Source organism: Sorangium sp. So ce204, from assembly GCF_051526795.1.
Classification (GTDB): Bacteria; Myxococcota_A; Polyangia; order Polyangiales; family Polyangiaceae; genus Sorangium; species Sorangium cellulosum_B.
Window position 1 is genome coordinate 6,010,069 of record NZ_CP150317.1, and the last position, 12,941, is coordinate 6,023,009.

The following is a 12,941-nucleotide window of genomic DNA, read 5'->3' on the forward strand; positions in this document are numbered from 1 at the left end:
ACCATGCGATCCCCCACCCCGCTCCGCGCCATCTCCTCGCTGTTCCTCCTCGCCGCTGCGAGCGGCGTGCTCGTCGCCGCGTGCGGCGCGGCCCCCGCGGCCCCCGGCGGCCCGCCCGCCGATCAGGCGCCCGCCGCGCAGCCCGCGGCCACGAGCCCCGCCCCGACCGGGGCGGCGCTCGCCCCGGCGCCGCCCCCGCCCGACCCGGCGGTGGCCTCGGCGCCGGCGAGCGCCGGGCAGGCCGGCGCCGAGCCGCCCGCCGCGCCCGCCGAGGCGGCGAAGCCATCGGACGGCTGCCCCGAGGGCATGGCCCGGGTCCCGGGCGGCAGCTTCGTGATGGGCCCGCTCAAGGTGAAGGCCACGGTGGGTGACCTCTGCGTCGACAGGACCGAGGTCACCGCCGAGGCGTTCGCGGCGTGTGTCAAGGATGGCAAGTGCACGGACAAATTCGCGGATTGCGCCAAGGAGGCGTCGACCTACGGCGTGGCCGGCAAGGAGAAGCAGCCGATGGTCTGCGTCGACTTCGCGCAGGCCGAGGCCTACTGCGCGGCGCAGGGCAAGCGGCTACCGCGCGACGACGAGTGGGAGTGGGCGGCCCGCGGCGGCGAGGAGGCGCGGCCGTATCCGTGGGGCGATGAGGCGCCGAAGGATCAGCTCTGCTGGTCCGGCGGCGGCACCGTCCGCAAGACAGCGTGCGACGTGGGGAGCTTCCCCGCCGGCGCGAGCCCGCAGGGCATCCAGGACCTGGCGGGCAACGTCTTCGAGTGGACAACCAACGCCAACGACGGCAAGGGCAAGATGCGCATCGCCCGCGGCGGCAGCTGGCGCGACGGCATCGCGCCGCTCGTCAGGACCGCGCGGCCGGGCGGCTTCGAGGCGACGTACCGCTGCGGGTTCCTCGGCATCCGCTGCGTCGTCGAGCCGGCGGCCCAGGCGATCAAGTAAGCTGCGCAGCGTCGGCCGAGCGCCAGACGGGAATCGGCTGCTCGCAGCCCGCTTTCAGGTCGTTCTCCGCGAGGTGGTGCGATGTATAACGGGTCGGCCACCCGGCGCATCACGTCGTGTTCGAGGCGGGCCTCGGGCGTCGCGCTGCCCACCCAGCGCGCGTGGGCTTCCAGGTTGTCGGCAACGTGTCGGAACAGCTCCGCCAGCCGCTCGGGAACCACGGCGTTGTTCGCCAGATCGCGTCCACAGGGCTCGTCCATCGGTACCTCCTGTCCATTCGCCCCGACGCGCGAGGCGTCGGGTCGTGACCGCAAGCCGCAGTCAAGGAGCGGGCGGCCGGGCGTGTGTTATCCATGGCGGCAGCCGTGTCGTCGTCCCCCGCGCCCGCCGCGATGGCGGGTCGCCCGCCCCGGAGCCCTGCCGATGACCGACGTCCACCACGCCGAAGCCACCGCCTTCTTCGACGACTTCGTCGCCGCGTTCGTGCACTTCGACGGGCCGCTGATCGCCCGCCGCTACCACGTGCCGTACCTCGCGATGCACGCCGCCGGCCTGCACGACCTGCTGACGAGCGCGGAGGCCGTCGGGGCCTACTTCCAGCGCATCGTCGACCAGTACCGCGGCGACGGCTGCACGGCCTGCCGCCACCGCGAGCTCCAGGTGGTCACGATGGGCAGCGAGGCGCTGCTCGCCACCGTGTCGTGGGACCTGCTGGACGCGTCAGGCGGCGTGCTGTTGAGCTGGCGCGAGAGCTACAACCTGCTGCGCACACCGCAGGGGCTGCGCATCTTCGCGTCGACGGACCACTGATCCAGCGGCGCCCAGCCCCTGGGCGCGCCGGCGGGCGTCGCCGATGGCCTCGACGAAGGCGACAACGAAGCCGAGCGCGCGACGGTCCTCGAGAGGATCGCCGGCGCCGGACCTCGGCCGATCAGATGCTGCACTCCACGAAGCCCTGCGTGTTCGCGGAGACGTTCATCTCCCACCTGGACTGGGCGGCGTCGTACTGGACGACCACGCCGGTGGAGACGCCGCCGCGGAGAATGCCGCCGATCCCCTTGAGCCAGCACGTCTTGCCGGTCACCGCGGGGCCGAGGTCCACCGACCCTGCCTGGATGCCGTGGTAAGCCTCGCCGAGGTAGTCCGTCACCTGGACGCAGCTCGCGTAGCCGGCGACCTTCCCCTGCCCGTGGAGGTACCAAGAGCCGCCGTCTTTCTCCACGCCGATGTAGTCCGACGCGCTGGCGAAGTTGTGGCCGCCCTCGTAGTTGATGACCTGCGTCAGGAAGCAGCGTCGGTTGTTGCTGGTGGACGCGAGGAACACCCTGGGGCTGGTCGTGGTATAGCTGTTGTTGGAGTAACCGACCTGCGTGATCATGGTTCCGGGGTTGGCGAGCCCACCGTAGGCACGAACCGACACACCCGAGTCGGCGTGCGCGAACACGCGCGCCGTGCCGAGCCAGCTGTACATCGCGACGTTGCCGCCGTCGCGGAGGTTTCCGGTCACGCCCATGAGGTAGGCCGCGTTCCCGCTCCAGGTGCCGAGGTTCTGAAAGGCGTTGCCCGACGTCGCGGTGGCGCTGCTGTACCCGAACGCGGCAAACGCCTGCTCGGCGGCGCCGATCGCCTCGTCCTCGCCCCCGTCGACGTCACCGTTGCCCTGATCCGGGCTCTCGACCTCGACGTTGCACCCCAGGAGGGCGACGACCGAAGCGACCGACAGCGCGCGAAAACAAGCGCGAGCTAGTTGCATGTGCATACGATGTTCCCCTTTTCGAACGCAGCGGGCCGAAGCGGCGCGCCGCGACGGCAATGCTACGCCGACCCGACCCGGTGACAACGGACACGGGGCTCACGCCTCGCGCGGGTGCCCCCCTCAGCGCGGACCACAGAGGGTCCGCTGCTGTGCGCGTCGCACACAGCCATGCTGTAGCTGACGGGAAATTCTTTCTATGCGATCGACCAGCTCCGGGCGAAGGCGATGCGCGCCAGGACGCTGTTGACCGCGGTTGGCCCGAGGCGCAGGGCCTACGTCGCGGCGGTGGCGCGTGCGCCACGGTCATGCTGATGTTGCCGTCGAGCGTTCGGGCGATCGACACCGATTCACAACGGAGGTATTGGATGAACAGCACTCGATGGGTGTTTTGTCAGAACGGCGGATCGCGCGGACGCGGTGCCGCGCTGCTCGCCGCAGCATGCCTCACGGCATGCTCCTCGGTCGTCATTCCGGATCAGCGCAGCGGAGGCACAGGCGGCGACGGCGGCGCGACCAGCACCGGAGGCGCGGAGACGGCCACGGGCACCGGAGGCGCGGGAACGACCACGGGCACCGGAGGCGCGGAGACGACCACGGGCACCGGGGGCGCGGAGACGACCACGGGCACCGGAGGCGCGGGAACGACCACGGGCACCGGAGGAACAGGCACGCCGGACGATCTGCCCTGGAGCAAGACGATCGCGGGCTCCGGAACGGAGAGTCCCCGCGCCGTGGCGGCAGATTCAAGAGGGAACGTCTTCTTGTCGGCCGAGATCTACGAGTCGACCGATCTCGGCTGCGGCCCCTTGAGCGCAGGGTCAGGGCCCCTCGACGCCCTGGAACTCGGCGCCTTCGTCGCCAAGCTCGACGCGTCGGGCACCTGCCTCTGGAACGTCGCCTTGCCGAACACGGCGAGCGGCATCGCAAAGTACTCGACCCTCGCCGCCGACGCGCAGGGCAATCTGCTCGCCGCAGGCCTGGCCCGTGGCACCATCGACCTCGGCGCGGGTCCCATGGCGGGCGCGACGGAGGGCCAGGATATCCTGGTCGCAAAGGTCGACCCCGATGGCCGCCTCCTCTGGGCGAGGCGCTTCGGTAACGATGCCGTTCAGCTCGCGCCCCACATCGCGGTCGATCGGGCCGGGAACGCGGTCGTCACCGGCGGCGCGAGGGGCTCCATTCCCATCGGCGACGAGCCGATCGTGAGCGCCGGCGGCGTCGATGCCTTCGTGCTGAAGCTCGATCCCGCCGGCGAGGTGCTCTGGGGGAAGCTCTTCGGAGATCACGACTACCAGGCCTGCAGGGGCGTCGCGCTCGACAGGCAGGGCAATGTGCTCGTCATGGGCGATTTCGACGGAACCATTGATTTCGGCGGTGGCCCCCTCGCCAGCGCGGGGGACCGAGACATCTTCGTGGCGAAGCTCGACCCCGACGGCACCCCGCGCTGGAGCAAGCGCTTCGGCGGTGCGCTCAATCAGACCGGCCTCGACATCGATACCGATGAAGATGGGGCTCTGCACGTCCTCGCCGCGCTCAGCGGCACGGTGGACTTCGGCGGAGGCGCTCTCACCGCGAGCTCTGGTATCGCCGTCACGAAGCTCGAACCCGACGGACAGCACATCTGGAGCAGGCGATTCGGCGACGGCATGAGCGTGGTCCATCACCAGATCGCGGTGGACGTTCAGGGCAACACCGTGCTGACGGGCTCCTTCGACGACACGATCGACTTCGGCAACGGGCCTATCGGCAGCGGCGACGGCGCGGTGGAAGAGGCTTTCGTCGCCAAGCTCGACCCCCACGGGGACGCGCTCTGGAGCCGACGCTTCAGCGGCGCCGGAGCGCAGTTCGGATGGGATATCGACACAGACCCCGGGGGCAACGTCTTCGTTCTCGGCGGATTCGAGGGCACGGTCGATTTCGGAGACGGCCCGATCTCCGCCCAGATGCGGGATGTCTTCCTTCTGAAGCTCTCGCCCTGATCTTTGCCTTCATGGGAAAGCCCTCGGGCTTAGCGCACCGCCTCGAGAGAGAGCGTCTTGTCGGCCGAAGCCCGCGGATCTCCTCGCGCGTGAGCGGGGGCTCGTCCTCGGCGAACGGCGTGCGCACGAGATCCGCCGCGTCGCGCTCGGCGGCGAGCTGGATGCGGCTCGACCAGAGGACGCGTCGGGCGAGCTTGCCTGGAAAGAGTGATGTGTTGTCGCCGAGCGACTCGGCCTCTGCGCCGCACAAGCGGACGCCGAGGCTGCGCAGCGGCAGCGACGGCCATGCGCAGGCGTCGAGCCATGCTGACGCAAGGCACCCATCGGGCGGCCAGGAGGGTCGCGGGGGCTGCGCAGGAGCCACGCGATCGTACGATAGGACACAAAAGCAGGTGCGCAGGAGGGTCGCGGGGGCTGCGCAGGAGCCACGCGATCGCACGATAGGACACCCAAATGGGTACGCAGGAGGGTCGCGGGGGCTGCGCAGGAGGACGCCGAGGCCGCGCAGGAGGGTCGCGGGGGCTGCGCAGGAGGACGCCGAGGCCGCGCAGGAGGGCCGCCCGGGCCGCGCAGCAGCACCGCCGGGGCTGCGCAGGAGGACGCCGAGGCCGCGCAGGAGGGTCGCCGGGGCCGCGCAGCAGCACCGCCGGGGCTGCGCAGGAGGACGCCGAGGCCGCGCAGGAGGGTCGCCGGGCCTGCGCAGCAGGATCGCCGGTCTGCGCAGGAGGACGCCGAGGCCGCGCCGCAGACGTCAAGGCGGAAGGAGGAGCGGGGTCATGGTGCCGCCGTAATCCCTGACCTTGCCTCCGGCGAGCTGCCGAATGAAGCCAGCCGCACTCTCGATGGTGTTCAGCCAGTCAGCGCCCTTGAGACGTACGTGATCATCGGTCTTGAACCCGAGCACGTCCACGGCCACAGACCACAGTCCGTCGGGATCCTCGCGGAGGTCGCCGACGCGGATCGTGATGGTCCGCGGCGCGCCTCCGTCCGAGGGCGTGAACAGGGACGTAACCTCTATTATCGCGTTCATCCACTTTCTCTCCTTACGGCACAATCGGCGGTTTAAGCATGCCGCCCTCATCTTCCACTCGACCGCGGAGGTGCTTGGACGCAAACTGAGCAGCTAGCTCCACAGCATGGAGTGGGTCCGCACCAGCCAGCGGTCGATCGAATGCGATCTCCGCTCCCCATACGATCGCGTCCACTCGCTCAAGTTCCCCATGTCGTGTTCCAAATGGGTGGGTCGAGGGTTCCGCCGCCCGCGTTCTCGACCTTGTCGTTGACCCTCCGAGCGATGAATTGGGCACCATCCACGATCGCCTGTGTCCAGTCTACCTGTTTCAGACGAACCCTGTCATCATCCTTGAACCCGAGAATCTCCACGGCAACAGACCACGAAGCGCCATCGGAATCGAGCCGTACATCACTGATTCGAAGCGTGATGGTCCGCTTCGGACTACCGTCCACCGGGGTAAATATCGTGGTCAGCTCAAGCATGGGACCTCACCTGCAGCTATCCTCGCATTTGCGAAGACACTTGGAATATTCGGCATTACACTTCGCGCGACACGTTGACGTAGGGTCACGTTTTGTGCAGTCGTCATGACAACCGTCGTGAATCGCGTCACAGTTCAGCTTGCAGCGCTCCTTGCAATCCCCATTCGCGCCATTCACCCACCGGCACGGGCCGCACGACTGCGCTCCCGAGCCGAGGTGCACCCCGTTGGCATACTCACATCGCTCCTTGGCCTCGTCCAGGCTCGCATGATCGCCCTGGTAGAGCGAGGTGCAGGTACCGGTCTCTCCCCAGTTCTTGCACTGAATCGAGCCAGCCTTCCATGTGACCGTGCACTCGGCGAGCTGGGAGCCGCCGCTGCACGGGTCCTCGTCGTAGCCGGTGTGGTTCTGCGGCTCCAGCGGGACATACCCGAAGCCGCCGACCCCGCCGGTGGGGGTGATGATGCCCCCGCCGGCCCCCTCCGTTCCATGACCCCGGACGTAGCACTCTCCCATGTCGAAGTTGCACCCCGTGGGACCGAAAACCAGAAGAACGACCCACCATTTCATTTTCATTTCGACTCTCCCCCGAACCTCCAGATAGGCCCAGCCGTGACCATCAGGACCATGCTGCCAGGAAGGACGCGGCTGCTCCCGCCGGCCCAGTCCACGTTGACGCTCGTCGACGCCCCCAGGCGACCGGCGAAGTACCAGTCGGACTGGGCGCGGCCGCCCGGAGCGACCCCCATCACGCGGTCGCAGATCACGGCGCCGCACACCTGCATCATGTAGACCGACAGCGACGGCCCGAGGCTGACGTTGCCGGTCTTCGTGGTGTACCCGAAGGTGACCGCCGTCCGATCGTAGAACCCGACGCCTGCCCCTGGAACGACGCTGAGCACGTTGTGGACTTCGATCCGGAAGTCGCTCGTCCTGCGCCACAGCCACCCGATGAAGGGGCTCACGGCGAGCCTGGGCTCGGTCCCGACCTGGATCCCACCGACGCTGACACCGCCGCTGAACTCGAGCGCCAGCGCAGGCGCGGGAGCGACGACGAGGGCACAAGCGCAGAAAAGGCCGAGATTGCCGTGGAAGCGCATCGACATGGTGAAGGCTCCTCGCCGAGCGGCGGCGACACACGGTGCGGATGCACTCGCCATTCTTCCGAGCGTGGTCTGAGCGTCAAATAGAAACTCGGCGAGCGCAATTGAAAGGACATGAGTCGCTCCGTTCCGGGCATTCACCCGTGCGCACACGGTTCCGCGGCAAGAGCGCGCCGCTTCGAGAGAGAGCGTCTTGTCAGCGAACATGCGCGCGAGCAGCGGAGAGAATTGACTTTCCATCCCAGAACCCGTTCCGCTCTCTCGATCCCTCGCGCTGCCCAGCGGACCGCCGGGCTCGCGGGCGGCCGCTGCCCCGGCCGGCGCTCGCGCCTTGCCTTCGGGCCCTGCGCAGCGCACCTTCGCGCCCAGCGACCATGCCCGGCGACGACCCCTACGTGATGCCTGCTTACGTCAAGCTCCTCGTCGCCGACGCGGAGCGCTCCGCCTCGTTCTACGAGCTCCTCGGCTTCACCCGCGTCCACCAGGATCCGGTGTTCATCCACCTGCGCTGGGCGCGTCATGCCGATCTCTTCCTCGTCGCGACGCCGCCGGGGGTCTCGCTCGCGGGGCAGCGCGGCCTCGGCGTCATCGTCTGCTTCAGCGCCGCCGGCGACCGCGGCATCGAGACCATCGCCGCGCGCGCCGCGGCGGCCGGCGCCGCCGTCGACGGGCCGCGCGACCAGCCGTGGCACACACGGGAGGTCGTCGTCACCGACCCCGACGGCTACCGCCTCTGCTTCGTCGAGCCGAGCACACCCCTCCAGAGCTGAGGCCCACTGCCCGCGCCGGCGCCTCCCAGGCGGCGCCGGACAGGCTCGTGTATCATCCCACCGGCATGTCGCCCGAGCCGTCGCAGCCCAGGCCCATCGGGCGGTATCTGCTGTACGGCGCGATCGCATCCGGCGGGATGGCGTCCGTGCACCTCGGCCGGCTCGTCGGCGACGCGGGCTTCTCGCGCACCGTGGCCATCAAGCGGCTGCACCCCGCGCTCGCCGAGGCGCCCGAGATCGCCGAGAGCCTGCGCGACGAGGCCCGCATCGTCGCGCGCATCCAGCACCCCAACGTCGTCGCCATGGTCGACCTCCTCCTCGCCGAGGACGAGGCGCTCCTTGTCATGGAGTACGTGCGGGGCGAGTCGCTCGCGCGGCTGCTCCGGGCGGCGCGCGCGGGCGGCGCGCCGGCGCCGGTGCCCATCGTCGCGAGCGTCGCGTGCGGCGCGCTCCACGGCCTGCACGCCGCCCACGAGGCGCGCAGCGAGTCGGGCGAGCCGCTCGGCATCGTGCACCGGGACGTCTCGCCCGAGAACGTGCTCGTCGGCGTCGACGGGGCGGCGCGGCTGCTCGACTTCGGCATCGCCAAGGCGCGCGGGCGGCTCAGCACCACCCGCGGCGGGCAGATCAAGGGCAAGCTCGCGTACATGGCGCCCGAGCAGCTCCTCTGCGCCGACGTGACCCGGCGGACCGACGTGTTCGCGGCGGGCGCGGTCCTCTGGGAGGCGCTCGCAGGCCGCCGGCTCTTCGACGGCGGCGACGAGGGCGACCTCATCCGGGCCGTGCTCGAGGAGCCGATCCTGCCCCCGAGCTCGCTCGCGGCGCACGTGCCGCCCGCGCTCGACGCCATCGTCCTCCGCGCCCTCGAGCGGAACCCGGAGGGCCGCTACCCGACCGCCCGCGAGCTCGCGGTCGCCATCGAGGACGCCGTCCCGCTGGCGTCGCCGCGCGCCGTGGGCGAGTGGGTGGAGGCGCTCGCCGGCGACGCGCTCGCGCGGCGGGCGGCGCGCGTCGCCGCCATCGAGAGCGCGTCGGCGGCGATCCCGGGCGGCCCGGCGACGGCCAGCTCGGGCGCGGCCGCGCGGGATGGGTCGGGCGCGCCCAGCGACGGGGCAGAAGACGGAGGCGAGCCCACGCCGCCGGGCGGCCCGGCGCGGGGGCTGGCAGAGACAGCGCCCTCGATCCCGTCGAGGGCCCTCGATCAGGGGACGCCGGCGGCCGAGCCCCCGCCCGGATCGGTGACGTCCAGCGGGATCTCGCTGGGGCTGCCTGCGACCGACGGCGCGCGGCGCGAGGGTCCGCCCCCCGCGGCGAGGAAACGCGCGCGCCCGCTGCTCGCGCTGCTCGGCGGGCTGCTCCTCGGCGGCGCGGCCGCGCTCGCGGCGCAGTCGTGGCGCCGCGCCCCTCCCGGCCCGGAGGACGCCGCGCGCGCGGTCCACGCGCCCGCGGCGCAGCCGGCCGGCGCCTCGACGGCGAGCACGGCGAGCGCCGTCGCAGCGAGCCCATCGAGCACCGCCGCGACGGCCCCGGCGAGCGCCATCGTGGCGAACCCGGCGAGCACCGTCGCGGCCGACCCGGCGAGCGCCATCGTGGCGGCCCCGGAGAGCGCCGCCGCGGCTGCCCCGACGAGCGCCGTCGCGGCCGCCCCGGAGAGCGCCGCCGCGGCTGCCCCGGCGAGCGCCGCCGCGCCAGCGCCCGCACAGCGCCCGGCGCGCCCCGCAGCCGGCGCGCGCGCGCCGGCACCCGCGCCGCGGACGACCCGCGCCGACACCCAGCGCTGCTCCCCGCCGTATACCGTGGACAAGGCCGGCATTCGCCGGCTCAAGCCCGAGTGCCTGTGAACCGATGAACCCCGCGTGTCCCGCCCGCGCCCGGCTCGCGCTCTCCCTCGCCGCCGCGGCGGCGCTCTCGCTCACCGGCGCGCGCGCCGACGCAGCGCCCCACAAGCAGGCGTGCGCCGACGCCTACGAGCGCGCGCAGGGCCTCCGCCGCGACGGCCGGCTGATCGAGGCGCGCGCCGCGCTGGTCGTCTGCTCGCAGCCGACGTGCCCGGCGGCCGCCGTGGCCGACTGCGGGCCGTGGCTCACCGAGGTCGAGCGGAGCCTGCCCTCCGTGGTCGTCGCCGCGAGGGACGCGCACGGGCGAGAGCGCCTCGACGTGCGTGTGCTCGTGGACGGGCGCCCCCTCGCCGCGGCGCTCGACGGCAAGGCGCTGCCGGTCGACCCGGGCCCGCACACCTTCCGCTTCGAGCCCGCGACAGGCCCCGCCGTCGAGGAGCGCGTGCTGATCCGCGAGGGCGAGAAGAACCGCCCGCTCACCGTGACCCTCGGCGCACCTCCGGCCGGCGCGCCAGCCTCGCCTGCCCCGCTCGCCCCGCGCGCCGCGCCGCCTGCGGAGCCCTCGGTCCCGGGGCTCGTGTGGGCCTCCGGCGCCGTCGGCGTCGCCGGGCTCGCGGTGTTCGCCGTCGCCGGCGCCCTCTCGCTGAGCGCCGAGGCCGACCTGCGCGCCACGTGCGCCCCGCGCTGCGCGGAGGGCGACGTGCGCGCCATCCGGGTCCAGCACGCGATCGCCGACGTCGGCCTCGGCGTGGGCGTCGTCGCGCTGGGCGCCGCGGCGTGGCTCTACATGACCCGGCCGGCCGCGGCGCAGCCCCCGAAGGCCGGCGCGGCGGCGCTCTGGCCGTTCATCGCCGGCAACGCCGCGGGCGTCGCGGGGGCCTTCTGATGCGCGCGTCGACCCGCGCCCGCGCCCGCGCCCGCGGCGGCGCCGCCGCCCTCGCGGCGGCCCTCCTCTCGGCGTGCTCGCTCGTGCGCCCGCTGCACGGCCTCACCTGCGAGCCCGGGGCCGGCAACGCGTCGTGCCTGTACGGCCAGCCCTGCGACGCCAGCGCCGACTGCACGACGGCCGCGTGCACCGAGGGCGTCTGCCAGTGCCCCGCCGACATGGTGACGATCGAGAGCTCGTTCTGCATCGATCGGACCGAGGTCTCGAACGCCGCCTACCGCGCCTTCCTCGCCACGCGGCCGGACGTCGCGGCGCAGGAGCCGTTCTGCTCGTTCAACGGCAGCTTCGATTTCGACGACACCGGGCCCGACGCGCCCCCCGTGTGCACGACGCGCCGCAAGGAGGACGAGCACCCCGCCACCTGCGTCGACTGGTGCGACGCGCGCGCCTTCTGCAAGAGCCACGGCAAGCGCCTCTGCGGCGAGCGCCACGGCGGCCCGCTGCCGTTCCGCGGTGAGATGGCGCAGGGCGAGTGGTTCGACGCGTGCAGCAAGCACGGCGCGCTCGCTCACGCCACCGGCGAGTTCGACGCTCTCCAGTGCAACGGCGACGGCACCGAGACGGCGCCGGTCGGCGACGACACAAGCCTGGCGTGCGAGGGCGGCTATCTCGGCCTGCAGCACATGAGCGGAAACGTCCGCGAGTGGGAAGACGCGTGCTCCGGCGACGTCGGCTCCGGCGACCTCTGCAGGACCCGGGGCGGGGCGTTCGACAGCGAGGGAACGCTCGAAGAGCTCCGGTGCGACGCGCGCGACGAGCGCGAGCGCGCCGACACCGATCACACGATCGGGTTCCGCTGCTGCAGCGGGTAGCGCCGCGGCGACGCCGGCGGCGGCTCGCCCGCTCCCTTCGAGGCCGAGAGGAGCGAGCGGGAAGCTGTGTTGACGCTCACGATGGTTGATGCTCGATCGCGCAGGCTGTTCGATGGCCATCGCGGGGGTGAGCGCTCCTGTCTGCGCTCCCCGAAACCGGTGATCTTATCCTGAGTAGAGTCTCTCCGGAAGCTCTCGCCGGGCAACGTCGTCCGCGTGCGCTTCGATGGCGCTCGCAAGCGCGTCTTCCCGACCACCCCCGTCACCGTGCTGGCGACGGGGGTCTGACGCGGGGGCGGCCGTGGTCGCCTCGCTGGCCGGCACCCTGAGCCGCGCCGTCGCCCTCGGGGATGACGTGGGGGGCCCGGGTCGTTCACGAGACGATCGGTCGGCTGCTCGGGCTGCCGGTGGCACCGGAGGGGTGAGCAAGCTTGGGCCGAACGTCGAGCCCGCCGCTCGCACGGAGCCTCCGGCGGGGCTCCGGGCACCGGATGGCCATCAACCGGCGACGAACCTGATCGAGGACGTCCTGCCCGAGGTGGCGCACCGTCCGTGGGTGTTGACGTTTCCGTTTCCGTGGCGGCGCAGGCTCGCCCAGGACGGGGCGTTGTTCGGCGTGCTGACCCGCATCTTCGTCGAGAGCGTGGAGCGGTTCTACGAAAAGCGCGCCGCGCGCCGAGGCGCGTGCGGCGCCGTCAAGAGCGGCGCGGTGACCGTCGTGCAACGCACGTCCGGCGACATGCGGCTCAATCCGCATCTGCGCATGGTCTTCCTCGACGGGGCTTATCACGAAGACGGCACCGAGCTCGTGTGGAACGAACTCGGTCACCTGCGAACGGGGGAGGTCGGTCAGGTCTGTTCGATTCATGAAACCCGTACGATCGGCAGTCGGGACATCGTCGATCACCACCTGATTACGAGTGCTCCCGACGCCTCGTTCGCGGCGGGCTCCGTCGCGGTGTGCGAGCCCGGCGCGGTCGTCGCGGGCCACGCGGGCCACGCGGGCCACGCGGGCCAAGACTGCCGGCCAGGAGCGATCGCCTCATGACGCAGCGCCGCGACCACATGCCCCTCCACGCCGAAAAAAGCCGTACGTCCCGCTTGACCTCCATTCCGCGGTTGTGTGTAATCGGCTGCGCTGCGAATAGCCTTGAATTGTGGACCGTCACCCTGCCACGGCGTCGATGGACTCACCCATCGAAGCGTGAGTACCAGTGTGATGCAGCATGGTATCCGTGCCGACCGCGCCCCTGAAACGTCGGGGGCGCGCCCGTGTCACCGGCTGCCGCCCTGGA

The 12,941-nt window shown here is 71.7% G+C and carries 12 protein-coding genes; 8 read left to right on the top strand and 4 right to left on the bottom strand.

The genetic code is table 11. The annotated features are described in order from the left end of the window. The first annotated feature begins 3 nt into the window (after positions 1-3). Both WMF22_RS22305 and WMF22_RS22310 read left to right on the top strand, forming a co-directional pair. A complete protein-coding gene (locus tag WMF22_RS22305; RefSeq protein WP_438036954.1) occupies positions 4-945 on the top strand; it encodes a formylglycine-generating enzyme family protein in 942 nt (313 codons plus the stop codon). 423 nt (positions 946-1,368) lie between these two features. Beyond that, positions 1,369-1,755, top strand: a complete 387-nt coding sequence (locus WMF22_RS22310; RefSeq protein ID WP_437301050.1) for a hypothetical protein — start codon at positions 1,369-1,371, stop codon at positions 1,753-1,755. A 121-nt stretch (positions 1,756-1,876) separates the two neighbouring features. Here WMF22_RS22310 and WMF22_RS22315 read toward each other — a convergent pair whose 3' ends face one another. Further along, complete coding sequence (locus WMF22_RS22315; protein ID WP_437301051.1) at positions 1,877-2,698, bottom strand: hypothetical protein; 822 nt, start codon at positions 2,696-2,698, stop codon at positions 1,877-1,879. 368 nt (positions 2,699-3,066) lie between these two features. Here WMF22_RS22315 and WMF22_RS22320 point away from each other — a divergent pair, with 368 nt between their 5' ends. Next, positions 3,067-4,680 (top strand): hypothetical protein, encoded by a 1,614-nt coding sequence (locus WMF22_RS22320; protein ID WP_438036955.1) that lies wholly within the window; start codon positions 3,067-3,069, stop codon positions 4,678-4,680. A 751-nt stretch (positions 4,681-5,431) separates the two neighbouring features. Here the strand turns inward: WMF22_RS22320 and WMF22_RS22325 are convergent. The 3 genes from WMF22_RS22325 to WMF22_RS22335 all read right to left on the bottom strand — a co-directional run bounded on the left by WMF22_RS22325 (position 5,432) and on the right by WMF22_RS22335 (position 7,283). Further along, positions 5,432-5,710, bottom strand: coding sequence for a hypothetical protein (locus tag WMF22_RS22325; protein ID WP_438036956.1), 279 nt, complete (start codon positions 5,708-5,710; stop codon positions 5,432-5,434). A gap of 179 nt (positions 5,711-5,889) precedes the next feature. Continuing rightward, positions 5,890-6,177 (bottom strand): hypothetical protein, encoded by a 288-nt coding sequence (locus WMF22_RS22330; RefSeq protein WP_437301054.1) that lies wholly within the window; start codon positions 6,175-6,177, stop codon positions 5,890-5,892. Between the two features lie 572 nt (positions 6,178-6,749). Next, complete coding sequence (locus WMF22_RS22335; RefSeq protein ID WP_437301055.1) at positions 6,750-7,283, bottom strand: hypothetical protein; 534 nt, start codon at positions 7,281-7,283, stop codon at positions 6,750-6,752. A 371-nt stretch (positions 7,284-7,654) separates the two neighbouring features. Between WMF22_RS22335 and WMF22_RS22340 the strand changes: the two genes are divergently transcribed. The 5 genes from WMF22_RS22340 (at position 7,655) to WMF22_RS22360 (ending at position 12,694) form a co-directional block, all read left to right on the top strand. Then, the gene (locus WMF22_RS22340) at positions 7,655-8,050 is read left to right on the top strand and encodes a VOC family protein (RefSeq protein ID WP_437301056.1); all 396 of its coding nucleotides are present in this window, start codon (positions 7,655-7,657) and stop codon (positions 8,048-8,050) included. A gap of 65 nt (positions 8,051-8,115) precedes the next feature. After that, positions 8,116-9,891 carry a serine/threonine-protein kinase gene (locus WMF22_RS22345; protein ID WP_438036957.1) on the top strand — a complete coding sequence of 592 codons (1,776 nt, stop codon included), beginning with the start codon at positions 8,116-8,118 and terminating at the stop codon, positions 9,889-9,891. Positions 9,892-9,895: 4 nt separating this feature from the next. Beyond that, positions 9,896-10,774 (top strand): hypothetical protein, encoded by an 879-nt coding sequence (locus WMF22_RS22350; RefSeq protein ID WP_437301058.1) that lies wholly within the window; start codon positions 9,896-9,898, stop codon positions 10,772-10,774. Then, positions 10,774-11,646, top strand: coding sequence for a formylglycine-generating enzyme family protein (locus tag WMF22_RS22355; protein WP_438036958.1), 873 nt, complete (start codon positions 10,774-10,776; stop codon positions 11,644-11,646). Before WMF22_RS22350 ends, WMF22_RS22355 begins: the two co-directional genes overlap by 1 nt. A gap of 421 nt (positions 11,647-12,067) precedes the next feature. Continuing rightward, the gene (locus WMF22_RS22360; RefSeq protein ID WP_438036959.1) at positions 12,068-12,694 is read left to right on the top strand and encodes a hypothetical protein; all 627 of its coding nucleotides are present in this window, start codon (positions 12,068-12,070) and stop codon (positions 12,692-12,694) included. The last annotated feature ends 247 nt before the right edge of the window (positions 12,695-12,941 follow it).